Origin of the sequence: Aeromonas sp. s3, from assembly GCF_040907805.1 — a bacterium.
GTDB classification, from domain to species: domain Bacteria; phylum Pseudomonadota; class Gammaproteobacteria; order Enterobacterales; family Aeromonadaceae; genus Aeromonas; species Aeromonas dhakensis.
The window spans coordinates 62,422-88,102 of record NZ_JBFOCQ010000032.1 but is presented as its reverse complement, the minus strand read 5'-3'; the positions used below and the strand labels follow the sequence as shown (position 1 = coordinate 88,102).

26 protein-coding genes are annotated in these 25,681 nt (G+C 60.3%); 10 read left to right on the top strand and 16 right to left on the bottom strand.

Translation table 11 applies throughout. The annotated features are described in order from the left end of the window. Positions 1 to 173 precede the first annotated feature (173 nt). Complete coding sequence (locus tag AB5Y98_RS18045; RefSeq protein WP_368232409.1) at positions 174 to 851, top strand: spermidine synthase; 678 nt, start codon at positions 174 to 176, stop codon at positions 849 to 851. Here AB5Y98_RS18045 and dtd read toward each other — a convergent pair. The 3 genes from dtd to typA form a co-directional block, all read right to left on the bottom strand. Next, positions 840 to 1,277: a D-aminoacyl-tRNA deacylase gene (gene dtd, locus AB5Y98_RS18040; protein ID WP_017788643.1), complete on the bottom strand. Its 438-nt coding sequence runs from the start codon at positions 1,275 to 1,277 to the stop codon at positions 840 to 842. The genes AB5Y98_RS18045 and dtd overlap by 12 nt on opposite strands. A gap of 80 nt (positions 1,278 to 1,357) precedes the next feature. Continuing rightward, a complete protein-coding gene (locus AB5Y98_RS18035; protein ID WP_017766237.1) occupies positions 1,358 to 2,230 on the bottom strand; it encodes a virulence factor BrkB family protein in 873 nt (290 codons plus the stop codon). A 171-nt stretch (positions 2,231 to 2,401) separates the two neighbouring features. Further along, entirely contained in the window at positions 2,402 to 4,213 is a 1,812-nt protein-coding gene (gene typA, locus AB5Y98_RS18030) for a translational GTPase TypA (RefSeq protein WP_005307808.1), read from the bottom strand. Positions 4,214 to 4,565: 352 nt separating this feature from the next. On the opposite strand from typA, the gene glnA reads away from it, so the two are divergent. From glnA to add, 5 genes are all read left to right on the top strand, one after another. Continuing rightward, a complete protein-coding gene (gene glnA / locus AB5Y98_RS18025; protein ID WP_005307807.1) occupies positions 4,566 to 5,975 on the top strand; it encodes a glutamate--ammonia ligase in 1,410 nt (469 codons plus the stop codon). Positions 5,976 to 6,066: 91 nt separating this feature from the next. Continuing rightward, positions 6,067 to 6,648: a DUF4124 domain-containing protein gene (locus AB5Y98_RS18020; RefSeq protein WP_005307806.1), complete on the top strand. Its 582-nt coding sequence runs from the start codon at positions 6,067 to 6,069 to the stop codon at positions 6,646 to 6,648. An 80-nt stretch (positions 6,649 to 6,728) separates the two neighbouring features. Then, positions 6,729 to 7,784 (top strand): nitrogen regulation protein NR(II), encoded by a 1,056-nt coding sequence (gene glnL, locus AB5Y98_RS18015; RefSeq protein WP_005307805.1) that lies wholly within the window; start codon positions 6,729 to 6,731, stop codon positions 7,782 to 7,784. A 9-nt stretch (positions 7,785 to 7,793) separates the two neighbouring features. After that, a complete protein-coding gene (gene glnG / locus AB5Y98_RS18010; RefSeq protein WP_005307804.1) occupies positions 7,794 to 9,212 on the top strand; it encodes a nitrogen regulation protein NR(I) in 1,419 nt (472 codons plus the stop codon). A 141-nt stretch (positions 9,213 to 9,353) separates the two neighbouring features. Next, complete coding sequence (add, locus tag AB5Y98_RS18005) at positions 9,354 to 10,355, top strand: adenosine deaminase (protein WP_208200833.1); 1,002 nt, start codon at positions 9,354 to 9,356, stop codon at positions 10,353 to 10,355. Positions 10,356 to 10,423: 68 nt separating this feature from the next. On the opposite strand, the gene hemN is transcribed toward add, so the two are convergent. The 4 genes from hemN to AB5Y98_RS17985 form a co-directional block, all read right to left on the bottom strand. Continuing rightward, complete coding sequence (hemN, locus tag AB5Y98_RS18000; protein ID WP_368232407.1) at positions 10,424 to 11,797, bottom strand: oxygen-independent coproporphyrinogen III oxidase; 1,374 nt, start codon at positions 11,795 to 11,797, stop codon at positions 10,424 to 10,426. A gap of 26 nt (positions 11,798 to 11,823) precedes the next feature. Next, positions 11,824 to 12,264 carry a DUF2489 domain-containing protein gene (locus AB5Y98_RS17995; protein WP_005307801.1) on the bottom strand — a complete coding sequence of 147 codons (441 nt, stop codon included), beginning with the start codon at positions 12,262 to 12,264 and terminating at the stop codon, positions 11,824 to 11,826. 11 nt (positions 12,265 to 12,275) lie between these two features. Beyond that, a complete protein-coding gene (gene yihI, locus AB5Y98_RS17990; protein WP_208200832.1) occupies positions 12,276 to 12,854 on the bottom strand; it encodes a Der GTPase-activating protein YihI in 579 nt (192 codons plus the stop codon). A gap of 831 nt (positions 12,855 to 13,685) precedes the next feature. Further along, a complete protein-coding gene (locus AB5Y98_RS17985) occupies positions 13,686 to 14,303 on the bottom strand; it encodes a cytochrome c (protein WP_005307797.1) in 618 nt (205 codons plus the stop codon). A gap of 142 nt (positions 14,304 to 14,445) precedes the next feature. Between AB5Y98_RS17985 and yihA the strand changes: the two genes are divergently transcribed. Then, positions 14,446 to 15,096, top strand: a complete 651-nt coding sequence (gene yihA, locus AB5Y98_RS17980) for a ribosome biogenesis GTP-binding protein YihA/YsxC (protein WP_005307794.1) — start codon at positions 14,446 to 14,448, stop codon at positions 15,094 to 15,096. A 790-nt stretch (positions 15,097 to 15,886) separates the two neighbouring features. Here the strand turns inward: yihA and AB5Y98_RS17975 are convergent. The 9 genes from AB5Y98_RS17975 to AB5Y98_RS17935 form a co-directional block, all read right to left on the bottom strand. Beyond that, positions 15,887 to 16,147, bottom strand: a complete 261-nt coding sequence (locus tag AB5Y98_RS17975) for a DUF1488 domain-containing protein (protein WP_005307791.1) — start codon at positions 16,145 to 16,147, stop codon at positions 15,887 to 15,889. Further along, positions 16,144 to 16,965, bottom strand: coding sequence for a shikimate dehydrogenase (gene aroE, locus AB5Y98_RS17970; RefSeq protein WP_368232405.1), 822 nt, complete (start codon positions 16,963 to 16,965; stop codon positions 16,144 to 16,146). Before aroE ends, AB5Y98_RS17975 begins: the two co-directional genes overlap by 4 nt. 102 nt (positions 16,966 to 17,067) lie before the next feature. Continuing rightward, positions 17,068 to 17,976 carry an oxygen-dependent coproporphyrinogen oxidase gene (gene hemF / locus AB5Y98_RS17965; protein ID WP_368232403.1) on the bottom strand — a complete coding sequence of 303 codons (909 nt, stop codon included), beginning with the start codon at positions 17,974 to 17,976 and terminating at the stop codon, positions 17,068 to 17,070. A 106-nt stretch (positions 17,977 to 18,082) separates the two neighbouring features. Beyond that, positions 18,083 to 18,643 (bottom strand): Sua5/YciO/YrdC/YwlC family protein, encoded by a 561-nt coding sequence (locus tag AB5Y98_RS17960; protein WP_005307782.1) that lies wholly within the window; start codon positions 18,641 to 18,643, stop codon positions 18,083 to 18,085. Between the two features lie 133 nt (positions 18,644 to 18,776). Next, the gene (purE, locus tag AB5Y98_RS17955) at positions 18,777 to 19,280 is read right to left on the bottom strand and encodes a 5-(carboxyamino)imidazole ribonucleotide mutase (protein WP_005307779.1); all 504 of its coding nucleotides are present in this window, start codon (positions 19,278 to 19,280) and stop codon (positions 18,777 to 18,779) included. 73 nt (positions 19,281 to 19,353) lie between these two features. After that, a complete protein-coding gene (locus tag AB5Y98_RS17950) occupies positions 19,354 to 19,911 on the bottom strand; it encodes a type I DNA topoisomerase (protein ID WP_065017232.1) in 558 nt (185 codons plus the stop codon). Positions 19,912 to 19,966: 55 nt separating this feature from the next. Beyond that, on the bottom strand, positions 19,967 to 20,440 hold the full coding sequence (locus AB5Y98_RS17945) for a DUF494 family protein (protein WP_005307774.1): 474 nt from the start codon (positions 20,438 to 20,440) through the stop codon (positions 19,967 to 19,969). Continuing rightward, positions 20,433 to 21,548 carry a DNA-processing protein DprA gene (gene dprA / locus AB5Y98_RS17940; RefSeq protein ID WP_042005815.1) on the bottom strand — a complete coding sequence of 372 codons (1,116 nt, stop codon included), beginning with the start codon at positions 21,546 to 21,548 and terminating at the stop codon, positions 20,433 to 20,435. The genes AB5Y98_RS17945 and dprA overlap by 8 nt, the downstream gene beginning before the upstream one ends. Before the next feature lies 1 nt (position 21,549). Then, positions 21,550 to 22,638, bottom strand: a complete 1,089-nt coding sequence (locus tag AB5Y98_RS17935; RefSeq protein ID WP_017778614.1) for a LysM peptidoglycan-binding domain-containing protein — start codon at positions 22,636 to 22,638, stop codon at positions 21,550 to 21,552. A 108-nt stretch (positions 22,639 to 22,746) separates the two neighbouring features. Here AB5Y98_RS17935 and def point away from each other — a divergent pair, with 108 nt between their 5' ends. Genes def through rsmB form a run of 3 tightly spaced genes read left to right on the top strand, consistent with a single transcriptional unit; the run spans position 22,747 to position 25,565 of the window. Further along, the gene (def, locus tag AB5Y98_RS17930; protein WP_011704266.1) at positions 22,747 to 23,259 is read left to right on the top strand and encodes a peptide deformylase; all 513 of its coding nucleotides are present in this window, start codon (positions 22,747 to 22,749) and stop codon (positions 23,257 to 23,259) included. A gap of 12 nt (positions 23,260 to 23,271) precedes the next feature. After that, a complete protein-coding gene (gene fmt, locus AB5Y98_RS17925; protein ID WP_017766225.1) occupies positions 23,272 to 24,216 on the top strand; it encodes a methionyl-tRNA formyltransferase in 945 nt (314 codons plus the stop codon). Between the two features lie 56 nt (positions 24,217 to 24,272). After that, the gene (gene rsmB, locus AB5Y98_RS17920; protein WP_017785240.1) at positions 24,273 to 25,565 is read left to right on the top strand and encodes a 16S rRNA (cytosine(967)-C(5))-methyltransferase RsmB; all 1,293 of its coding nucleotides are present in this window, start codon (positions 24,273 to 24,275) and stop codon (positions 25,563 to 25,565) included. Positions 25,566 to 25,681: the final 116 nt, after the last annotated feature.

Below are 25,681 nucleotides of genomic sequence, written 5' to 3'. Positions count from 1 at the left end.
AAAGCGATCCTTGAGTTGGCGCCGACGGACAGAGTGAAGGGCTTGCGCACCCATGCCTCCCAGCTCAATTGATAATGAGCATCCAGCTCGGCTGCCGTCTGGGGGGTGACCACCCGGTACATAGTTCCATCCTTGAGTTACACTGGTCGAAAACCATCTTGCCGTGCAAATTCATGGACTTCAATCTGCAAGCGTACCAAGCCGACCACTTATTGCACCTCAGCGCCAAGCCCCAGCGCCGGCTCACCGTGCAGGAAAATGCCCATCACCGCTGGCTGGAGATCGACGGCGTGGTGCAGTCGGCCATGTCCCTGGCCGAGCCCGCCACCCTCTGCCTGCCGCACCAACAGGTGATCGCCTGCCTGCTGCCCGAACAGGCCGCCAGCATCCTCGAACTGGGGCTGGGGGGCGGCGATCTCACTCGCCATCTGCGTCGACGCTGGCCCGATGCCCGCTACGAGTGCGTCGACCTCGATGAAGAGGTGATCACTCTCTATCAGCTGTTCTTTCAGCCCGAACAAGGCAGCCAGCGCACGCCGACCCTGCACCAGGCCGATGCCCTCGCCTTTCTGGAGCAGAGCGAGGCACAGTACGACCTCATCCTGCTCGATCTGTTCAGCCAGGACGGCAATCCGCCGCTGCTGTTCCAGGAGCGCATCTATCAGGCGCTGGCCCCCCGCCTCAACGGCGAGCTCATCATCAACCTGCTGCCGCGCACCCGCCTCGAACTGACCCGGGTACTGATGCTGCTGGAGCAGTGGGTCGGCCCCACCACCCCCTACCCTGTACCTGGGCTGCGCAACATACTGCTGCACACCAGCCCGCGCGATCCGCTGGCGTCAGACCTGTAGCCAGAAGGTGACCGGGCCGTCGTTGACCAGCGCCACCTTCATGTCGGCGGCGAAGCGGCCGGTGGCGGTCGGTATGCCGCTGGCGGTTGCCTGCGCCACGAAGTAGTCGTACAGACGCTCGGCCTCGACCGGGTGGGCACCGCCGGAGAAGCTGGGTCTCATCCCCTTGTTGGTGTCCGCCGCCAGGGTGAACTGGGAGACCACCAGCAGGCTGCCGCCGGCCTGGCTCACGTTGAGGTTCATCTTGCCATTCTCATCGGAGAAGATGCGGTAACCGCTCACCTTGTGCAGCAGCTTGTCGGCCTTGGCCTCGTCATCCCCCTGCTCCACTCCGAGCAGCACCAGCAGACCCTGACCGATGGCCCCGGTCACCTCACCCTCTACCGTTACGCTGGCCTCGCTGACCCGCTGAATCAGTGCAATCACTTCCCTCTCCTCTCAAAACGGAACGACCGCCCCCATCTGCTGATGGGGGCGGTCGTCGATGCTAACAGCAAGGGGCCGGATCAAGCCAACTCATCGGCACCCGGTCGCTCATATTCGCCGAGGCAGGCGGTGGTTTCCGCTCCAAGCAAGACCACCAGCCAGCTCAGGTAGACCCAGACAAACAGAATGGGGATGGTCGCCAGGGCACCATAGATGGCCTGATAGGAAGGGAAGTTGGTGATATAGATGGCAAAACCACGCTTGGCCAGCTCGAACAGGGTGGCCGCCACCAGGGCGCCGATGAAGGCGTGCATCAGCCGCACCTTGCAGTTGGGCACCACGGTATAGACCAGCAGGAAAGTGAGCACAGAGAACAGGAATGGCAGGCCGCGCAGCAGCAGGTAGCCGATGCCGAACAGGCTCTCGGCCCCGAACAGCCGCAGCGAGAAGATATAGGAGGAGATGGCGATGCTGGCCCCGATGAGCACGGGGCCCAGGGTCAGGATCATCCAGTACATGGCGAATGCCTGGGCCAGCGGCCGGCTCCGGGTCGAACGCCAGATGTAGTTGAGGTTCTTGTCGATGGCCGAGATCAGCATCAGCGCCACCACGATCAGGGCACCGATACCGACTGCCGTGGTGTTGGTGGCGTTGGCCACGAAGCCGTCGATGTACTCCTTGAGCATCTCGCCGGCGGTGGGTACGAAGTTGTGATAGACGAACTGCTCCATCGCCTGCTTCAGGCTCTGGAACACCGGAAAAGCCGACATCATGCCGAACACCACGGCGATCATGGGCACCAGGGAGAGCAGGGTGACATAGGCCAGATAGCCGGCGGTGACCGTCAGCCTGTCCTGCTGGAAACGGCCCCAGACGAACTGGGCGAAATGGCGCCCATCATGGCGCAAGAAAGAGAGGGCGTGACCGAGACGGCCACCGGATTTCAGCTGCATTGTGCTTCCCGATGTCTTCATCATGCCGACATTGTGTCAGATCCCGTCACCGTTTGACCACCCGCGAGCCGGCCAGATGCGACTCGTCCGGGCGCGACTGTGGCTCCTTCTGCGGAAAACGACCATAAAAAAAGAGGCCCGCAGGCCTCTTTTCATCGCTGATGCAGCGGATCAAGCACGACCGGCGCGCTTGCGGTCCAGCTCGGTCAGCAGCTTCTTGCGGATACGGATGCTCTTCGGAGTGACTTCAACCAGTTCGTCGTTGTCGATGAACTCCAGAGCCTGTTCCAGAGACATGCGGATCGGCGGAGTCAGCACCTGGGCTTCGTCGGTACCGGAGGCACGCATGTTGGTCAGCTGTTTGCCCTTCAGGCAGTTGACGGTCAGGTCGTTGGAACGGGAGTGAATACCGATCACCTGGCCTTCGTACACTTCGGTCGCGTGACCGATGAACAGACGACCACGGTCTTGCAGACCGAACAGGGCATAGGTCAGCGCCTTGCCGGTAGCGTTGGAGATCAGCACGCCGTTCTGACGCTCACCGATGCTGCCACCCTTGTGCGGACCGTAGTGGTCGAAGGTGTGGTACAGCAGACCGGTACCTGAGGTCAGGGTCATGAACTCGGTCTGGAAGCCGATCAGGCCACGGCTCGGGATCATGAAGTCGAGACGAACACGGCCTTTACCATCCGGGGTCATGTTGGTCATCTCGCCCTTACGCAGGCCGAGTTGCTCCATGACAGAACCCTGGTGCGCTTCTTCCACGTCCACGGTTACGGTTTCGAACGGTTCTTGCAGAACGCCGTCCACGGTGCGCAGGATAACTTCCGGACGGGATACCGCCAGCTCGTAGCCTTCGCGACGCATGTTTTCGATCAGGATGGAGAGGTGCAGTTCACCACGACCGGAGACACGGAACTTGTCCGGATCATCGGTCTCTTCCACACGCAGGGCCACGTTGTGGACCAGCTCCTGGTTCAGACGCTCCAGGATGTTGCGGGAGGTCACGAACTTGCCCTCTTTACCGGCGAACGGAGAGGTGTTGACCTGGAAGGTCATGTTTACGGTCGGCTCGTCAACGGAGAGCGGCGGCAGCGCTTCAACAGCACCGTTGTCGCAGATGGTGTCGGAGATCTTCAGCTCGCCCAGACCGGTGATGGCGATGATGTCGCCAGCTTGCGCATCGGCCACTTCGGTACGGGACAGACCCAGGTAGCCCAGCACCTGGCCAACTTTGCCGGTACGGGTCTTGCCATCGGCACCCACCACGGTCACCTGCTGGTTGGTCTTGACGCGACCACGGGTGATGCGGCCGATACCGATAACGCCCACGTAGGAGTTGTAGTCCAGCTGAGAAATCTGCATCTGGAAGGCACCGTCGGTGTCGGCGGCAGGCGCTTCCACGTTGTCGACGATGGCCTGGAACAGGGGTTCCATGTTCTCGGACTCGACGTCTTGATCCAGGGTGGCCCAACCGTTCAGTGCAGAGGCGTAAACAACCTTGAAGTCCAGTTGCTCATCGGTGGCACCCAGGTTGTCGAACAGATCGAAGACCTGATCCATTACCCAGTCAGGACGAGCACCCGGACGGTCGATCTTGTTGATGACCACGATCGGCTTCAGACCCTGAGCGAACGCCTTCTGGGTCACGAAACGGGTCTGCGGCATCGGGCCGTCAACGGCGTCAACCAGCAGCAGTACGGAGTCAACCATGGAGAGCACACGCTCAACTTCACCACCGAAGTCGGCGTGACCCGGGGTATCCACGATGTTGATGCGGTAGTCGTTCCAGCGGATCGCAGTGTTCTTGGCGAGAATGGTGATGCCACGTTCCCGTTCCAGATCATTTGAGTCCATGATCCGTTCCTGACCTTCGCTGGTGCGATCCAGAGTGCCGGATTGCTGCAGCAGCTTGTCCACCAGCGTGGTTTTGCCGTGGTCAACGTGCGCAATAATCGCAATATTGCGTAAATTCTCTAACATTCTCGCCTCAAATCACCGGGTAAAATTGGGCGCTAATTGTACTCTCGCCTTTGTGATCTGCCTAGCAGAATTGCAGTACATTCGCGCATAACAGGGGATCAGGATCATAGACCTTCTCATCAAAGCCTGCTTAGATAGGGGCCGACCGTATACCACGCACCATTTTAGTGCACCAAAACGATCCAAGGTTGCACTACTTTGAGGCGTAACGCGCTGAGATAGCGAGTCTCGGGGCAGGCCCGTAGTCGCAAATGCCCTGAAATCAAGCTGTCACAAACTTGGCACGATACTGGCTTATGTGAATGTGATGACGCATTCACCCTAAGAGTTTTAACACCGGAGGTTACTTAGCATGTCAGCCCAGAACGTTTTGGCCCTGATCCAGGAACACGAAGTCAAGTTTGTCGACCTGCGCTTTACCGATACCAAGGGTAAAGAGCAGCACGTATCCATCCCTGCCCACCAGGTCGACGAAGATTTCTTCGAAGACGGCAAGATGTTCGACGGCTCCTCCATCGGCGGCTGGAAAGGCATCAACGAATCCGACATGGTGCTGATGCCGGATCCTGCCTCTGCCAAGCTGGACCCGTTCACCGAAGAGACCACTCTGAACATCGTCTGTGACGTGCTGGAACCCGCTACCATGCAGGGTTACGACCGCGATCCGCGCTCCATCGCCAAGCGTGCCGAAGACTTCCTGAAAGCCAGCGGTATCGCCGACACCGTGCTGTTCGGGCCAGAGCCGGAATTCTTCATGTTCGACAACATCACCTTCTCGAACACCATGGGTCACAGCTTCGTGAAGATCGAATCCGAAGAAGCCGCCTGGAACTCCGGTACCAACTACGAGCACGGCAACAAAGGCCACCGTCCGTTCGTGAAGGGCGGTTACTTCCCGGTTGCCCCGGTCGACTCCTCCCAGGATATCCGCGCCGCCATGTGCCTGGTGCTGGAAGAGATGGGCCAGGTCGTTGAGGCTCACCACCACGAAGTGGCCACTGCTGGTCAGAACGAGATCGCCACCCGCTTCAACACCCTTACCCTGAAGGCTGACGAAGTACAGGTACTGAAGTACGTGATCCACAATGTGGCCCACGCCTACAACAAGACCGTCACCTTCATGCCGAAACCCATGTTCGGTGACAACGGCTCCGGCATGCACTGCCACCAGTCTCTGGCCAAGAACGGCGTCAACCTGTTCGCCGGCGACCTGTACGGCGGTCTGTCCGAGATGGCGCTGCACTACATCGGCGGCATCATCAAGCACGCCAAGGCCATCAACGCCTTCGCCAACCCGACCACCAACTCCTACAAGCGTCTGGTTCCGGGTTATGAAGCACCGGTCATGCTGGCCTACTCCGCCCGCAACCGCTCTGCCTCCATCCGTATCCCGGTGGTACCGAGCCCGAAAGCGCGCCGCATCGAAGTCCGCTTCCCGGATCCGGCTGCCAACCCGTACCTGGCCTTCGCTGCCCAGTTGATGGCCGGTCTGGACGGCATCATCAACAAGATCCATCCGGGCGATGCCATGGACAAGAACCTGTATGATCTGCCGCCGGAAGAGGCTGCCGAAGTGCCGACCGTGGCCGGCTCTCTGGACGAAGCCCTGGCCGCTCTGGATGCGGATCGCGAGTTCCTGACCCGCGGTGGCGTGTTCAGCGACGACTTCATCAACTCCTACCTGGAGCTGAAGCAGCAGGACGTTGACCGTGTGCGCATGACCCCGCACCCGCTGGAATTTGAACTGTACTACTCCGTTTAATCCGGATCCCAGCTCAGAACTTGACCAACCCCGCCGACAGGCGGGTTTTTTCTCTGATAGGATTAAGCAGAATCCCGTCAAGGAGAGATGGATGAAAACCGCCTACCCAGTATGGATGCTGAGCCTGTTGCTGCTGGCCACCAGTGCCGCCCAGGCCGCCAAGGTATACTCCTGGACCGACAACCAGGGGGTCGTCCACTACACGGATGCTCCGCCCCCGGGACAGAAGGCCAAGGAGGTCGATCTGCGCGTCGCCCCCTTCATCGGCACTGCCCCCCGCTCGGTCCAGGTGGACAATTTCAACAGCCTGACCGGTGTCGATGCCAAAAAAGAGAAGGAAGCGGCCAAGCTGGTGATCGAACTGCTCTCCCCGGAACAGGGCAGCACCCTGCGCGACAACACTGGCAACGTGGTGTTCCAGGGCCAGGTCAGGCCCCAGCCGCCCACCCAGTATGACGTGCGCCTGACCCTGGACGGCAAGGCGGCCCCCCTCGTCAACAACGCCCTCGCCATCCGGGTCGAAAACCTGGATCGGGGTGCCCACGAGGCCCAGCTCGAGCTGCTCGCCAAAGACGGTACGATCCTTGCTAAATCCAAGGCAGTCACCTTCTACCTGCACCGGGCCAGCATCAATTCAGCCCCCAAAGCGACCCCGCTCAACAACAAGGGGTGATCCTGTGCCTCGATACGGGTAGACTAAATGCACCACATTGGTGCATAGCTGGTGTATAGCACCGTTTTAGGGAGAAACCAGTGCCAACCCGCCCGGATCAAGCCAGGATACTGCTCGACAACCTGCTGACCGCCGTCATCCTGATGGATGAACGGCTCTGCATCCAGTTCGTCAACCCCGCCGCCGAGCAGCTGCTCTCCCTCAGTCAGCGCCGGCTGATCGGCATCGAGCTGCCCCATCTGCTGGAACATATCTCCCTCGATCTACAGCGGCTCAAGCAGTGCCTCAGTTCGGGGCAGGGCTTCACCGACAGCGAAGTCACCCTGGTGGTGGAAGGGGAGCCCAGACTGGTGGAGATGAGCGTCAGCCCGTTGGCCGACCACGAACAGCGGCTGATGGTGGTGGAGCTGCGCAAGATAGACCAGCAGAAGAAGATCAGCCAGGAGTTGCAGCAACATGCCCAGCAGCAGGCGGCCAAGGAGCTGGTACGCGGCCTGGCCCACGAGATCAAGAATCCCCTCGGCGGTCTGCGCGGCGCGGCCCAGCTGCTGCAAAAGGAGCTGCCCGACCCCGCCCTGCGCGAATATACCGGCATTATCATCGAACAGGCCGACCGGCTGCGGGTACTGGTCGATCGGCTGCTCGGCCCCCAGCGCCCCGGTCGTCACCAGATGCACAACGTGCACTCGGTACTGGAGCAGGTGCGCCGGCTGGTAGAGCTGGAGCTACCACCAACGGTGCGCATCGAGCGGGATTACGATCCCAGCATCCCGGAGTTCGAGATGGAGCCGGACCAGCTGCAGCAGGCCTTTCTCAACATGGTGCGCAACGCCGCCGAGGCCATCGGCGAGCAGACCGGCCTCATCCGCATCAAAACCCGCACCGCGTTCCAGATCACCATCCACGGCCAGCGCTACCGGCTGGCGGCCGAGATCAAGATCATCGACAACGGCCCCGGCATCCCGGATGCCATCCGCGACACCCTCTTCTATCCGATGATCACCGGCAAGGAGGGAGGCACCGGGCTCGGCCTCTCCATCGCCCAGAACCTGATCGACCAGCACAAGGGGCGGATCGACTGCATCAGCTGGCCCGGCCACACCGAATTCACCATTTTTCTACCGCTTCGCAAATAAGGGAACGTCATGACAGCAAAAGTGTGGATCGTCGATGACGACAGTTCTATCCGCTGGGTGCTGGAGCGCACCCTCGGCAGTGAAGGCTTCGAGTGCGAGAGCTTCGCCGACGGCGAGGCGCTGCTGAGCTCGCTGGAAATGCGCTCGCCGGACGTGATCCTCTCCGACATCCGCATGCCCGGCATCGACGGCCTCAGCCTGCTTGAGCAGATCCATCGCCGCCAGGCCGACCTGCCCATCATCATCATGACCGCCCACTCGGATCTCGACAGCGCAGTCAACGCCTACCAGCGCGGCGCCTTCGAATACCTGCCCAAGCCGTTCGACATCGACGAGGCTGTGACTCTAGTGCGCCGCGCCGAGAATCACCTCAAGGAGCAGCGCACCAAGCGCAAGGCACGCCAGCAGGATCCGGCCAGCAGCCCAGAGATCATCGGCGAGGCGCCGGCCATGCAGGAGGTGTTCCGCGCCATCGGCCGGCTGTCACGCTCCAGCATCTCGGTGCTGATCAACGGCCAGAGCGGCACCGGCAAGGAGCTGGTCGCCCACGCCCTGCACAAGCACAGCCCGCGCGCCCACAAGAACTTCATCGCCCTCAATATGGCAGCCATCCCGAAAGATCTCATCGAATCGGAACTGTTCGGCCATGAGAAGGGTGCCTTCACCGGTGCCAACAACATCCGCCACGGCCGCTTCGAACAGGCCGACGGCGGCACCCTGTTTCTCGACGAGATCGGCGACATGCCGCTGGATGTGCAGACCCGGCTGCTGCGGGTGCTGGCCGACGGCCAGTTCTACCGGGTCGGTGGCCATCAGCCGGTACAGGTGGATGTGCGGATCATCGCCGCCACCCACCAGAACCTGGAGAAGCGGGTGGCCGACGGCGAGTTTCGGGAAGACCTGTTCCACCGCCTCAACGTCATCCGCATCCACATTCCCGCCCTCAAGGAGCGGCGCGAAGACATTCCCCAACTGGCCCGTCACTTTCTGCTGCGGGCAGCCAAGGAGCTGAACGTGGAGGCCAAGAGCCTGCATCCGGATACCCAGGCCTATATCAGCCGTCTGCCCTGGCCCGGCAACGTGCGCCAGCTGGAGAACGTCTGTCGCTGGCTCACCGTGATGGCCTCGGGGCAGGAGGTGCTGGTGAGCGACCTGCCCACCGAGCTGCTGACCCCCATCACCAGCACCGCCGAGCCGGGCCAGCCGGCGCTGTCCGGCGGCTGGCAGCAGCAGTTGCAGGATTGGGTCGCCGCCAAGCTGGCCCTGGGGGAAACCGACATCCTGGCCGATGCCCTGCCCCAGTTCGAGCGGATCATGCTGGAAACCGCGCTGGACCATACCCATGGCCACAAACAGGAGGCGGCGCGCCTGCTCGGTTGGGGACGCAATACCCTCACCCGCAAACTGAAGGAACTCGACCTCTCCTGAGTCCCGAGGAAAAACGATTCCCATCACGCCTTGGCAAATCGCCGACCAATAAGACCCCGTTTGATTTCAAACGGGGTATCTTTTTTGGAAGCCCCGCCTAGAATGGCAGGCTTTCCAACCCGACTCGAAGAAGGCGCCATCATGATTGACAGATCTCTTCCCCTGACCGACCTGCACCGCCATCTGGACGGCAACATCCGTCCGCAGTCCATCCTCGAGCTGGGCCGTCAGCACAATATCCGGCTGCCGGCAGACGAACTCGAAGCGCTGCGCCCGCACGTGCAGATCGTCGAGAACGAGCCGAGCCTGGTCGCCTTCCTGAAGAAACTGGACTGGGGCGTGGCCGTGCTGGCCGACTACGATGCCTGCCGCCGGGTGGCCTACGAGAACGTGGAAGACTTGCTGCGCGCCGGCATCGACTATGCCGAACTGCGCTTCAGCCCGGCCTACATGGCGATGACACACAAACTGCATCCGCAGGGCGTGGTCGAAGCCATCATCGACGGCGTGGCGGCCGGTAGCCGCGACTTCGGCATCAAGACCAACCTGATCGGCATCATGAGCCGCACCTTCGGCACCGAGCAGTGCAAGCAGGAGCTGGATGCCTGTCTGGCTCATCGCGACAAGCTGGTTGCCATCGATCTGGCCGGCGACGAGCTGGGCTTCCCGGGCGAGCTGTTCACCGAGCACTTCCGCCGGGTGCGCGATGCGGGCATGCGCGTCACCGTGCACGCCGGTGAAGCCGCCGGTCCCGAAAGCATGTGGCAGGCCATTCACGAGCTGGGGGCCGAGCGTATCGGCCACGGCGTCAAGGCGATCCAGGATCCAGCCCTGATGGCCTACCTGGCCGAGCACCGCATCGGCATCGAATCCTGCCTCACCTCCAACATTCAGACCACCACGGTGGCGAGCCTGAGCGAGCACCCGATCCGCCAGTTCCTGGCCGCTGGCGTGCTGGCCTGTCTCAACACCGACGACCCGGCGGTAGAGGGGATCGACCTGCCCCACGAATATGAAGTAGCCGCTCCGGCCGCCGGCATGACGGTGAGCGAGATCCGCACCGCCCAGCAGAATGGCCTGACCCTGGCCTTCCTGAGCGAGAGCGAAAAGGCCGAGCTGAGTGCCCGCGCAGCCCAGCGCTGAGTACAGCCAGGCCCAATAAAAAAACCGCCTCTCGGCGGTTTTTTTATTTTCCAACAGCATCGACCGGCTTAGATCACCCGGGAGAACTGCTGCTGGCGCGCCTTGCTCCGCAGGTAAACATCGAAACACATGCAGATGTTGCGGATCAGCAGCTGACCGGTGGAGACCACCTCCAGCCCCTCTTCGGTCATGCGCACCAAGCCGTCATCGATGAAGGTCTGCAGCAGCTTGAGATCCTCGGCGAAGTACTCATTGAACACCAGATCATGGGCCTGCTCGACGGCGGTAAAGTTCAGGGAAAAATCGCAGATAAGGCGCTTGATCACCTCGCGGCGGATCAGGTCGTCCCGGTTGAGGGAGCACCCCTTCCACTGGGCGTGCCCCAGCGTTTCCACCTGGGCGTAGTAGGCCTTGAGCTCTTTCTGGTTCTGGGAATAGGCGTCGCCGATCATGCTGATGGAGGAGACCCCCAGTCCCAGCAGATCGCAATCCCCCTGGGTGGTATAGCCCTGGAAGTTGCGATGCAGCTTGCCCTCACGCTGGGCCACCGCCAGTTCGTCGTCCGGCTTGGCGAAGTGATCCATGCCGATGAACTGGTAACCCTGACCGGTCAGGAAGGCGATGGTGTCCTGCAGCATGGCCAGCTTCTCCTGCGGCGCCGGCATGTCCGCCTCCTTCAGCTTGTGCTGGGCGGCAAAACGGCTCGGCAGGTGGGCATAGTTGAAGATGGAGAGGCGCGCCGGGTCGGTCTTGAGCACCTCTTCCAGGGTGTGGTGGAAGCTCTCCCGGTTCTGGTGTGGCAGGCCGTAGATGAGATCCAGATTGGTGGAACGGAAACCCAGTTCGCGGGCTCGCTCCAGCATGGCGCGGATGAAGTCGTTGTCCTGCTCGCGGTTGACCGCGACCTGGACCTCCTTGTTGAAATCCTGCACGCCGAGGCTGATGCGGTTGAAGCCGATTTCCCGCAGCACGTCCAGCATGGAGAGCTCGATCTCGCGGGGATCCACCTCGATGCTGATCTCTCCCTCTTCGGCGAAATGGAAGTGCTCCCGCAACATGGTCATCAGTCGGCGGGTCTGGGGTTCATCCAGATAGGTGGGCGTGCCGCCGCCCCAGTGCAGCTGGGTCACCAGCCGCTCCTTGAACAGCGGGGCCTGTGCCTTGATCTCCTGCTCGAGGTAATCGAGGTACTGGTCAGCCTTGTGGCGGTGACGGGTGATCACCTTGTTGCAGCCGCAGTAGTAGCAGAGCTTGTGACAGAAGGGGATGTGCACGTAAAGCGACAGGTTGCGCGCCGGATACTGGCTCGCGGCCTGGACGAAGTCCGGATAACCGAAGCCCTCGTTGAACTCCAGCGCAGTGGGATAGGAGGTATAACGCGGGCCGCTGTAATTATATTTTTCGATCAGGGCCTGATCCCACACAATCTGTTCTGCTTGCACGCTTGCTTCCTCTTGTTGTTATTGGCTCACCGGCTTAACTGAAAATCCTTCAGTCGGGCCACATCCTTGAGGATCTGCGCCTCCAGCTCGGCCTCATAGCCACTGCGTTCGAGATCCATCTTCATGATTTCATTGCGCTTGAGGGCCCGCCTCGCCTCATGGGTCGGCATCTCTTTCACCTTCTCGTAGAGACCGTACAGACCCGGAAATTCACCGGCAAAGGCACGACCGCCCTTGATCTGCAGTGCATCGAGCAGGTTGGTCAGCCGGATGGCACCTTCGGAGTAGTCGCACTGGCCGTCTCGTACCGCGTGGGCGATGACCCTGACGCTCTCGAGAATACGCTCATTGCGAGCTGCGATGGCCTGCTGCTGGCTGTCGTGCTGGCGCTTGAGACGGGCCAGCAGGGAACCGGCATAGAAGGCCAGCCCCAACAAAATCAGGCCGCCCAACAGGGCGGCCAGCATCCATCCACTCATCACTTTTTCTTCGGCTCAGGCTTGGGCTCCGGCTGATAGTCAACCTGAGTGAAACGATCCCACAGCTCCTCTTCGGAGGCTGGCTGGCTTGGCTCATCAAAGTCGGCATCATCAAAGTCCATGTCGTCTTCGTCGTCATCGTTGTCGATGATGCCAAGCTCGTCCATCAGCTCCTGATAGCGATCGACCCGCTGATCGACCCAGGCCTGCTCGGTCGCTTCCAGGGTTTCACCGGCATCCAGACGATCCAGCAGGTCATTGAGGCGATCATCATTCTCGATGGAGGCCAGCTCCTGCTCGGGGGTCATCACCAGCTTCTTCTCTTTGGCGGGTTTAGGCGCCACCGGCTTGCCACCCTTCTCTTCCACGATCAGGACAACCGGCTTGCGGGAACCGATACGCGGGTCCTTGGCCTGCTTGGTACCGCCTTTCTTGCCGCTCTGCTCGACTTGCTGGCGGGATCCGGCCTTTAAGCCCTTGCGCTTGGCGGCGCGCTTGCGCTCACGGCCTTCCTGGGCACTGGCCTCTGATTCTTTGCGCTTACCGGCGGGCTTGCGATTGGGTTGTTTAGCCGACATGAATGACTGACTCCGACAAATGACTGGATTGAAACCCGTTCCCGGCCTGATGTGGGCCGGGGAGGATGCTGATACCGGGAGTGATGGACGAGAAACAAAAAAGTGGGATCCCGCACCCATCCGGCCATGAATGACCGCCAAATACCGCAGGATCGGCATCCTCTGGGCATGTTGCTGGTATTTTGACACAGAATGACCGGGCGGGTTAATGACCCAAAAGAAAAAAGGCAGCCGAAGCTGCCTTGATATGTTTATGCGAGTCCCATCCCTGGCTGCAAATCACCCTGTCCGTGGTGATACGTCTGCGCATCATATCTTTGTGTGTGGTCGTCCTGACCTTAATTGGTCGATCCTGAATGTGCGTGTGCTTGCCTGACCCATGCCGACGACGTCCGGTCATCTTCTGGGGTGGTTGCGTCCCGCAGCCCCGCTCTTCCTGAACGGTCACCATCCTGGTTTTTCAATCCTTTGCCTGCCACTTGCATGGCTCCGTGGCGTCCTGCCGCCTCGACATCCTGTCTTTCACGTCATCCCTGTCGTGAACTGCCCTGCGGGCCACTCCATGCATCCACTGTATCAACTTAATAAAGTGGCTCAATCCACCAGGAACGTTTTCAAACGGAAATAATCCATCTATTGTCATTTAACATATTGAAATTAATGAATTACTAAGCATTATTCCCGAATTTTTTAAGCCCTGGCCAGGCTCATGAATGGGAGATCTCTTACAACAATGTGAGAAAAAATTGGCCAAATGGTGTTAAAGGCCAAAAAGAAACGAGGAGCCACTGGCTCCTCGTCAATATCAACGGGCTGGATAAACGACCGCAATCAGTGCAGACCCGCCACATATTTGGACAGCACTTCGATATCCTGATCGGTCAGCTTCTTGGCCACGTCCCGCATCATGCCGTTCGGATCATTGTCACGAGCGGCAGCCCTGAAGGCGGTGAGCTGGGCCTTGATGTAGGCTGGGTGCTGGCCGGAGAGGCTTGGATACTTGGCCTGCTCGACCCCGGAACCACGAGGACCATGACAGGCGGTACAGGCAGCCAGACCGCGGCTCATGTCGCCCCCCATGTAGAGCGCCTTGCCTGCCGCCACAGCATCATCGGGCACGGCGATCGGCGTCACCTTCTGGCTGGAGAAGTAGGCAGCCAGGTCCTCCATGTCCTGCTCGGACAGGGGAAGCGCCATCGGCCCCATGATGGGAGCAACCCGACCAGTTTGGCCGGAAGCTGCAGCCTTCAGTTCAACTAACTGCTTTTTGATATATGATGCGTGCTGACCAGCAATCTTGGGATACATGTCGACAAGGCTGTTTCCGTCCGGTCCGTGACAGGCCGCGCAAACGGCAGCCTTGGTTTGTCCCGCAGCGGCATCGCCCTTGGCTTGTGCCATCCCCGTTACGCCAACCATCAGAGCAAGAGTAATGACTAGGTTCTTCATGGCGTTCCAACTTCTCGTTATTAGGCTTCCAGATCCCATGCCGCTGAAGGCATGTTAAAATAAACGCGTTTAAGCGACGCCATTTTACACGATTTCACAAAAAAGTAACTCTATAACCCTCTATCTCTATGGGGAATTTACGTTGGATACACAAACTCTGAATTTCAATAAGGTGCATTTTGTGACCAGCGCACCCGACATCCGTCACCTGCCAAATGATGGGGGTGTCGAGATTGCGTTTGCCGGCCGTTCCAACGCCGGTAAGTCATCTGCATTGAATACCTTGACCAAGCACAAGAACCTGGCGCGTACCAGTAAGACCCCGGGTCGCACCCAGTTGATCAACCTGTTCGAGCTGGAGCCGGGCAAGCGTCTGGTCGACCTGCCGGGTTACGGTTATGCGCAAGTTCCGCTGGAAATGAAGCTTAAGTGGCAAAAGTCCCTGGCTGAATATCTGCAGCGTCGCGAGTCCTTGAAAGGGCTGGTGATCCTGATGGATATCCGTCACCCGCTCAAAGATACCGACATGAACATGCTGGAGTGGAGCGCCCACCGCGCACTGCCTGTCATGCTGCTGCTGACCAAGGCCGACAAGCTGAGCCCGGGCCCGCGCAACAATCAGGTCATCAAGGTACGCCAGGCCGTGGCGGCACTGGGCCCGCATATCCAGGTGGAAGCCTTCTCCTCGCTGAACAACATCGGGGTGGAAAAGCTGGCCCAGACGCTGACCGGCTGGTATCAGGCTGGCGCCGATGAGGTGATTGACGACGAACAAGAGTCGATCGAGGAATAGCTCCCCTCTTGTTGATGCGGCAAACAACCATGCAATTGGCGGAGCGGCTCCTCCGCTGATTGAAAGGCTTTCAGCCTGTGAGTCCCCTTCTCTGCCCTCCATCCACGCTTGGCTTACCTCCCTCCAAAAATCTGAATAACCATATTGATCAATGGGATAAACAGTTAATTTTATATAACAATTAACTTTTCATCCCATTGGCAACGTTTTCAAATTCATGCAGAGAAAAAGCGGCGATATCGCTTAATAAGTACCAAAATGAAATTTAATTACATTTTCTGTGGTGGAGGGATAAAAATGAGGCCGATGCTGCAGATGCAGTACCGGCCTTAAACAATCAGTTCAAAAATTGGGAAGAAGCTAAATCTTGAGAACAAAGACGACTGGTTTTTCCTCAAGAAGCCCTTTCATTCTAACAAATATTCACCAACATTAAAGCATTTACTCTAAACGCAACCCATAAAAAAACGCCCCGATGATGACTCACCGGGGCTGCTATTCAGCCACATTCAATTACGTGAAATAAAAGGTCTGAAAGATAGAACATCTTACCTCTGTACCCTACGTTGCTAACTGTATAGCAAAGCAGCAGAAAGTGAAAGTAATTTATGTAATTTAGTTTCACGAAAAATGAATTACATAAATTTTCTTACTTTTCATGCAGATAAAAAAATCCCCAGTACGAATACCGGGGCGTTATAAAGGTGACTAGCTAGCACTTCCTCAACTATCTAGTTAGTCCACGTCTCTTGGTACAAGTTCCGCTGCTTTGAGAAAAAACTCGTAAAAATCACAGATAGATTGCACCATCCTCTGCAAACTCTTGTTCTTCAATGAGTTTTTCAGCCATCTCTTCGATGTCAAAACGTACGCTTTCGAAGGCCCGCAGTATGTCCTCCTCCCTGGCCAGGGAGAGACCGGTCATTTTTTCCAGTCGCCGGCGGCTGATGTAGCAGTCGACCAGTGCCCCCATCTGCTGGGCGGGAAAATGGATGCGCTGTTCATGCGGTTGCCAGTCCGCCAGCTCGGGAAACAGGATGCCTTGATTCATAGGGTCCCCAGATTGCGTTGCAGTTCTCTCAATACCTGTTTAGTCCCTGGCCGGATTCCGCGCCACACGGTAAACGCTTCGGCCGCCTGTTCCACCAGCATGCCCAGCCCGTCCATGGCCTGGCGGGCACCATGTTGTCTGGCCCAACCAATAAAAGGGGTATCCGTCGCACCATACATCATGTCGTAGATAGCGATGTCGGCATGGATCAGGGCAGGATCCAGAGGCGGGAGCTCTCCCTGCAGGCTGGCGGAGGTGGAGTTGATGATCAGATCGAAAGGACCGGCCAGCTGTGGGTAAGTCTGGGCACTGACGGACCCCAGATCAGCAAACTCGGCTGCCAGCTGCTCGGCCCGGGCGTGGGTCCGGTTGGCGATCACCACTTCGGTCGGCAGTTCGGCCAGCAAGGGCGCCAGCGCACCGCGCGCCGCACCACCCGCTCCCAGCAGCAGGATCCTGCTGCCGGCCAAATTCATCCCGTGGGACTTGAGGTCAGCCACCAGCCCGGCCCCATCTGTATTGTCCCCCAGCAATACGCCGTCATCGGTCAACTTGATGGTATTGACCGCCCCCGCCCGTTTGGCCCTGGGGCTCAGCCGGTCGACCAGGGCAAATGCCTGCTCCTTGAAGGGGACAGTGACGTTGCACCCTTTGCCGCCCTGGGCAAAGAAGGCACGCAATGCGGTGGCGAACTCCTCGACTGCCGGCTCGGCCAGACCATATTCCAGTTCTTGCTGGGTCTGCCGGGCAAAGAGGGTATGAATGAAGGGGGATTTGCTGTGGCGCACCGGGTGGCCAAAAACCAGATAACGATCCATCAAGGCGTTCCTTTAGAGGGCAATCTCCCGATTTAACGGGTTTTCCCCCGCGGGAACAAGTCGAATATCGGCAACAAGAAGGGGCCGCGATGGCCCCTTGCTTCACAGCCACTCACGCGGCTTGAGATAGTCGGTGTAGAGCTGCGCCTCCGGGCTGCCAGCCTCCGGTTGCCAGTCATACTCCCAGCGGGCCAGTGGCGGCATCGACATCAGGATCGACTCGGTGCGCCCCCCCGTCTGCAGACCAAACAGGGTACCGCGGTCGTACACCAGATTGAACTCCACGTAGCGACCGCGGCGATATAGCTGGAACTCCCGCTCCCGCTCGCCATAGGCATCTCCTTTGCGTCGCTCGACAATCGGCAGATAGGCGGCGAGGTAGCCTTCACCCACCGCTCGCATGAAGGCAAAGCTGTCGGCAAACGGCCAGCGATTGAGATCGTCGAAGAAGAGACCGCCGACACCCCGTGTCTCGCCTCTATGCTTGAGTAAGAAGTAGCGATCGCACCAGGCTTTGAACTCGGGATAGATGTCGTCGCCAAACGGCTGGCAGAGATCGTGGGAGACCTGATGCCAGTGCCGAACGTCCTCTTCAAACGGATAGAACGGCGTCAGATCGAAGCCACCTCCGAACCACCAGATGGGCGCCTCCCCCTCCTTTTCCGCGATGAAGAAACGCACGTTGGCATGGCTGGTCGGCACGTAGGGGTTGTGTGGATGGATCACCAGCGACACCCCCATGGCCTCGAACCTGCGGCCGGCCAGCTCGGGGCGATGGGCCGTGGCGGAAGCAGGCATGGCATCGCCATACACATGGGAGAAGTTGACCCCCCCCTGTTCGATCACCGCGCCATGGCGCAGCACCCGGGTACGGCCACCGCCGCCCCCCTCACGCTGCCAGGCATCCTCCACAAAGTGCCCGGCACCGTCAGCCTGCTCCAGTCCTCGGCAGATGTCGTCCTGCAACTGCAACAGGAAGGCCTTGACCTGGGCCACATCCGGTTTGCTCATCTTGTCTCCAGTCAGCCAGGATCGTCGCCTGACCCTATTATTGTGATGTCCTCGAACCGGCTTTCAGCCCGTCCGCATAGTCACCAGACCTGGTCACCAACGCCGCTCAGGATGGGCGAATGACGGCACCGGTTCTGGCATCCTTGATCTCGGATGGGTTGGCCTGCCCCCCCACCTCACCAGGCAGGATATAGGCCAGCTGGCTGGCCAGCAATTCGCCGATGTCGGCCAGCCGGCGGGCGGGCTCCTCGCCAGTCAGGTTGGCACTGGTGGAGACCAGCGGCTTGCCAAAGGCGCGGCACAGCGCCTGTACCTGTGGATGGGCCGTGACGCGCACGGCCAGGGTGTCAAATTGTCCGGTCAGCCAGGCCGGCGTATCGGGACGAGCCGGCATGATCCAGGTAAAGGGGCCGGGCCAGCTGGCCTCCACCCTGGCCAGCTGCTCGCTGGTGAGCTGGTCCAAATCGATGTAATCCTGCAGCTGGGCCAGATCGGCGGCAATCAGGATCAACCCTTTCTCTACCGGTCGTTGCTTGATCGCCAGCAGGCGTTGTACCGCCGCTTCGGAATCGGGATCACATCCCAGGCCAAAAACCGCTTCGGTAGCGTAGGCAATCACCCCATCGTGCTGGAGTGCGGCAACAGCAAGTTCAAATTCTTTGGACATAAAAAATGCGACAGCCGGGCTGTCGCCTCATCATCAATTAAGGTTGACCCCGCAGGGTGGCAACCACCGCAGCCCCCTTCATCACCCTGCCAACAACAGAGAGCGAAGCTGACCGTGGTTGCCGTCTCGGGGCTTACTTGAGTTGAGCCTGCAGGGCGGCATCCTTGGCCAGCACCTCGTCGGCATTCTTCTGGCGCTCGGCCCGAACCTTGGCCGCCAGTTCATCATCGGCCACCGCCAGCATCTGGGCGGCCAGATAGCCGGCATTTTTGGCACCGGCTTTACCGATAGCCACGGTTGCCACCGGCACACCACCCGGCATCTGCACGGTGGAGAGCAGGGCATCCAGCCCCTTGAGCGGACCACCATCGATGGGCACGCCGATCACGGGACGCGTAGTGATGCCAGCCACGGCACCTGCCAGGTGAGCGGCCAGACCGGCGGCGCAGATAAAGACCTTGCAGCCACGGGCTTCGGCATCGGTTACGTACTGGTGGGTCGCAGCCGGGGTACGGTGTGCGGAAGTCACCTTCACTTCCACCGCGATGTCGAACGACTTGAGAACCTCAAGAGTGGTCTGCATCACGGGAAAATCGGAATCAGAGCCCATCAATACGGCAACGAAAGGTTTAGTCATGGCGGGAATTTCCTTACTCCAAGTGGGGGTGGAAGGTTGCCGAAAACGTTTCAATTCGCTCAAGGCGGCGCGATTATACCCGCTCGCTCTGGTGGCCGCATTTCTTTTGCGGACAGATCCAGCGCACACTCCCCCGCACCTTTTTCTCCACCATGATGCCCCAGCCGCACTGCGGACAAGGCATGGCAACCGGCTTGTCATTGACGACGTATTTGCAGTGGGGATATCCGTCGCAGGAGTAGAACTGCTTGCCATAACGCGAGGTACGGCTGATCAGATGACCCTTGCCGCACTCGGGACAGAGTACCTGGGTATCGTCACTCTCCTGCAGGGATTCGATGTGCTGGCAGGCCGGATATTGGGTACAGCCCACGAACAACCCATAGCGCCCCTTCTTGATCGCCAGCGGCTGACCGCAGTCCGGACAGGCAGACCCCTCGAGCACTTTCTCGATGTCACGGCCGGAGGGGGTCAGGGAGCGAATGAAGTCGCAGGCGGGGTAGGCGGAACAGCCCAGAAAAGGGCCGTGCTTGCCCTGGCGGATCACCAGCTCGGCACCACACTGCGGGCATGGCTCACGGTCAAGCGCATGCTCGTGGGCAGAAAAGAGGTGGTGATCGATCTTTGACATGGGCCGCGCCTTGAAATCCAGATGATCCGGATTCTACCAGCGCGGCTGCGGGCTGTCAGTGGATGACGCCATCTGACTCGTCAAACACCAGCTCTTCCATCTGCTGGTAGGCGTTTTCACTGCCGGGAACGTTGAAGAGCACCATCATGACCACCCACTTCAGGTCATCCAGCTCGATATCCGGCTTGTCCAGCTCGAGCAGACGCTCGATGCAGATTTCGCGGGTTTCGGCGTTGAGCACCTGGGCCTGCTCCAGAAACAGCAGGAAGCCGCGGCACTCGGTGCTTAGACGGGCCAGTTCTTGCGGGGCATAGATGCGCATCGAGCCTTGCGTGCTGGCGGCCACATAGACCTCCCGCTCGCTGTCGTGCAGGTTGGCCAATCTTTCCAGCCAGTCGAGTGCCTTCTCGATCTCCTCCTTGTCGAAACCGGCGCGGCTCAGTTCATCGGTGAGTTCGTTCTGTTCGACCGTCACATCTGCATCGCTGTGGATGTAGGTCTCGAAAAGGTACATCAGTACATCAAACATGATTCGCCCTCCTCGCTCTGACGTATCCACCGGCTACCGCCATCACTGCTCCGGCCAGCTCCAGCTCAACCAACCTGCCCAATACCACTTCGACAGGAAGCTGGGTCCGCTCGGCAACGGTATCCACGCTCGTGGTCTCGTAATCTACGTTATCCAACAAATCGGCATAAGGCAATTCGCTATTATGCTGCTGCTCAGACATATCCGTCCCTTGATGGCTCAGGGCACAGAATCCCGGCAGCTCTTCCACTATATCGGCCGCGTTCAACACAAGTTTGGCCCCCTGCTGGATTAATTTGTTGCAGCCCAGCGCCTGCCCGTTCTGCGGTGCCCCCGGCACGGCGAAGACATCCCGTCCCTGTTCTAGCGCGTAACGGGCCGTGATGAGCGAACCGCTCTGCTCGGCAGCCTCCACCACCAGGGTTCCCAGCGACAGGCCGCTGATGATGCGATTGCGCCGTGGAAAGTGTTCCGCCAGCGGCCCCTTGTCGGGCACCAGCTCGGAGATGAGCACACCATCCTGCGCCAGGATCTGCTCTGCCAGCCCCTGATGACGCTTTGGGTAGAGGCTGTCGAGCCCGGAACCCAGCACTGCCAGGGTGATCCCCCCGTTTGTCAGCGCCTGTTGATGACAAATCCCGTCGATGCCAAGCGCCAGACCGGAGGTAATGGCCAATCCGCACGCGACCAGCTCGCTGCAGAGGCGGGCCGCATTGTCCTTGCCGGCATAGGTCGGGTGGCGCGTGCCGACCATCGCCAGCTGGGGAACAGACAGCGCAGCCAGATTGCCGCGGCAGTAGAGCAACAGAGGGGCGGCAGGGATCTCCTTGAGCAGAGGTGGATAGGCGGGATCGTCGGGGCAGAGAAGATGATTGCCGGGCTCGGTTGCCCAGCTCAGCCCCTGTTCGACCACCGGCAGAGGCCATCGCATCTGCCGGATCTGGGCACTTTGCAGACCCAGTTCTCGCAAGGTGCCGTCTTCCGAGTCGAACAGGGCGGCGATGTCGCCGCCGAAATGGGCGAGCAGGCGAGCGGCAGTGACCGGGCCAATACCGGTAACGGCATCCAGCGTCAGCCACAGCGCGAGTCGCCCGGATGGAAGCGTCACGTCAGAAGTTGCTGACCTGATAGCCGGTGCCGACCATGTTCTGGCTTTGCAGGATCAGCCCGTAGCTCAACTTGTCATACACCTTGAACAGCATGACCCGCGCCACCGCCTCCGAGGGAAGCGGTGGTTTGCCGGCAGAATAGAAGGCCTTGTCATAGACAGAAGAGTACTCCCGATAGGCGACCTTGCCATTCTTGCTCACCAGTCGGGTCCCGGGTCGCAGGATCTCCAATACATCGCCGGGCGCCACCTGATCCCGCAGACCCTTGTTGATAAGCACGACATCGAACTTGCCGCCGCCCCGGGCCTTGCTCGGCAGATCGACGATATAGCCGGGCGAGATGACGGGGGCCGCCTTGGGTGTAAAAACGGCGGAGAGGCTCTCCTGCGGCGGGAACGGCATCAGCTTGTCTCCCTGATACACTTCCCGCTTGCTGTGGCTGAGGGTGACCCGGGTACGGCCATCCGGCAGCAGGGCCTCCGCCCTGGCCGTACCGACGAAGACCGCCTCCTGCCCAAGTTGCTCGCCGGTTTTCCGATCCTTGTAGATGGCGCCAGGGTGGTAGATGCCGTAATCCTGGCCCGGGATCAGCGAACCCTGCACGTAGAGGGTATCGCCTTCCAGCATGCCGATATGGGCCTCATCATTACCGAGCACGTAGGGCAACTGCTTCGCCTGCTGGCTGTTTGCCAGAATATGGTCGGTCTGCAGGAAGGGGCCGATCTCACTGAGCGGCAGGGTCGGAATGGGATTGGCCTTGTTCTCGTAGCGGCTCTTGGGAGAGAGGCGGATCACCTGCTTGCCGCCCTGAGTCGCCTTGCCGAGCCGCGGCTCGCCATTGACCCAGCTCAGGTGCAGCACGTCACCCGGGTAGATCCAGTGGGGATTGGCGATCTGCGGGTTGATGTTCCAGAGCCTTGGCCAGAGCCAGGGCTCTGCCAGATACTGGCCGGAAATATCCCAGAGAGTGTCGCCTTTTTGCACCACATAGGTCTCGGGATAGCCTGCCTTCAGTTTGAGCTGGTCGGCCTGAGCTCCCTGGCTCAACGTGGCCAACAGGCAGGCGAGGATGGTTTGCTTCAGATACATAACACTCCCTGTTACTTCTGCGCGCAAAGTGTTGCTGTTTTTTGTCGGCGTAAATGACTAGAATTACGCCAATATTGACTGCATTTATACGAAACTAAAGAAAAAACTATGGCCATTCTAGATGTATTGCGTTTCCCCGATGAGCGTCTGCGTACCGTCGCAGCCCCTGTCGAGACCTTTACACCCGAGTTACAACACATTGTAGATGATATGTTCGAAACCATGTACGCGGAGGAAGGCATCGGCCTTGCCGCCACTCAGGTCGACATTCATCAGCGCATCATAGTGATCGATGTCTCTGAAAACCGTGAAGATCCTCTGGTATTGATCAACCCCGAGATCATCGAGCAGGCCGGCAGCACCGGCATCGAGGAAGGGTGTCTCTCCGTGCCCGGCAGCCGTGCCCTGGTGCCCCGCGCCGAGTGGGTCAAGGTGCGCGCACTGGATCGCCACGGCAAGGCATTCGAGCTGGAAGCAGACGATCTGCTCGCCATCTGCATCCAGCATGAGATGGACCATCTGGTCGGCAAGCTGTTTGTGGATTACCTCTCCCCGCTCAAGCGCCAACGCATTCGCCAGAAGCTGGAAAAGATGGCCCGTGAAGATCGCAAAGTCCTCTGAGGATCTGCCCCATTGAATAAGTTGAAACTGATTTTTGCCGGTACTCCCGACTTCGCCGCCCGTCACCTGGCGGCGTTGTTGTCTTCCGACCACGAGGTCGTCGCCGTTTACACCCAGCCGGACAAGCCCGCCGGCCGCGGCCAGAAGCTCACCGCCAGCCCGGTCAAGGAGCTGGCGCTGGCCCACGATCTGCCGGTTTATCAACCGGCTAGCCTGCGCAAGGAAGAGGCCCAGACCGAACTGGCTGCCCTTGGCGCCGACCTGATGGTGGTGGTGGCCTACGGCCTGATCCTGCCCAAGGTGGTGCTCGATACCCCACGTCTGGGCTGCATCAACGTGCACGGCTCCCTGCTGCCGCGCTGGCGCGGCGCCGCCCCGATCCAGCGTTCCATCTGGGCGGGCGATGCCGAAACCGGCGTCACCATCATGCAGATGGATGTGGGGCTGGATACCGGCGCCATGATCCGCAAGATGAGCTGCCCCATCGCCGCCGACGAGACCTCCGCCAGCCTCTATGACAAGCTGGCCGAGCTGGGCCCGCAGGCGCTGGTCGACACCATCGATGCCATGGCCGCCGGCGACACCGCCGCCGAGGCGCAGGACGATGCGCTGGCCAACTACGCCGAGAAGCTATCCAAGGAAGAGGCCCGCATCGACTGGTCGATGGACGCGGCCGCCATCGAGCGCTGCATCCGCGCCTTCAACCCCTGGCCCATCAGCTGGTTCGAGGTGGCTGACCAGACCGTCAAGGTATGGCAGGCCGAGGTCATCACACAGGATCACGGCCAGCGCGCCGGCACCCTGCTCAAGGCCGACAAGCAGGGGATCGATGTCGCCACCGGCAAGGGGGTACTGCGCCTGCTGACCCTGCAGCCGCCCGGCAAGAAGGCGATGTCCGTGACGGATCTGCTCAACTCTCGCCGCGACTGGTTTGAACCCGGCACGCAATTGAATTGAACTGAATTGACACAAGGCGGGGCCCAGGCCCCGACTTGCGCATCTAAGGTAACACTATGAAAACACGCGCACAGGCTGCTCTCGTCATTCAACAGGTGCTGGATCAGGGCCAGTCCCTCTCAGCCGTTCTGCCTGCTGCCCAGGAGAAGGTTGCGCCCCGCGATCGCGCCCTCCTGCAAGAACTCTGCTACGGTACCCTGCGCTGGCTGCCCCGCCTCGATGCGGCGGTCGGCGAGATGATGGACAAGCCGCTCAAGAACAAGAGCCGCATCTTCCACTACCTGATCCTGGTCGGTCTCTATCAGCTCATCTACACCCGCATTCCGGCTCACGCCGCGGTGGCCGAGACCGTCAACGCCGTCAAGCTGCTCAAGGGTACCTCTCTGCGCGGCCTCATCAACGGCGTGCTGCGCAACTTCCAGCGCAGCGCCGAAGTCATTCTGCTGCGCATCGACCGCGTACCGAGCGTGCGCCTCGGCCACCCCGAGTGGCTCACCAAGCGTCTGCGTCAGGCCTATCCGGATGAGTGGGAGTTCATCATGGAGGCCAACAACCAGCGCCCGCCCATGTGGATCCGCAACAACAGTCAGCGCCAGAGCCGCGAGCAGATGCTGGCCCGCATGGCCGACGCCGGCATCAATGCGGTGGCCGGTGAAGAGGGCGAGGATTGCATTCTGCTGGAGCGGCCCTGCGACGTGACCAAGCTGCCCGGCTTCGAGGTCGGCGACTGCTCGGTACAGGATGGCGCCGCCCAGCAGGCGGCCGCCCTGCTCGACCCGCAGCCGGGCGAGTGGGTACTGGATGCCTGCGCCGCCCCCGGTGGCAAGACAGCTCACCTGCTGGAGCGCCAACCCGCGCTGGCCGGCGTGGTCGCCGTCGATGCCGACGAGAACCGCCTCAAGCGGGTGCAGGAGAACCTGGATCGCATCGGCCTCAGCGCCAAGGTGATCCACGGCGATGCCAGCACGCCGGATCAGTGGTGGCCAGAGGGGCAGTTCGACCGTATTTTACTGGATGCCCCCTGCTCCGCCACCGGCGTCATCCGCCGCCACCCCGACATCAAGTGGCTGCGCCGGGATCAGGACATTCGCGAGCTGGCAGAGCTGCAGCGCCGCATCCTCGGCGCCCTCTGGTCGAAACTGAAAAGCGGCGGTACTCTGCTCTACGCCACCTGCTCCGTGCTGCCGGAAGAGAATCGCGATCAGATCCGCGCCTTCCTCGCGGCCACGCCGGATGCCACCCTGGTGCCCTTGCACGCAGAGGACACCCCGGAGTGCCCGGGTCGCCAGTTCCTGCCGGGCGAGGCCGAGATGGACGGCTTCTACTACGCCAGGCTGAGCAAGCGCTAAGCAGGGCCGCAAGTACGGGGGTGCCGCCGGTCGGCACCCGTTACTGCCCAATATCGAGCACGTTTTCCCTATGAGATTCATGATGTTGATGACTGTCCCCGCGCACACAGGCAGAG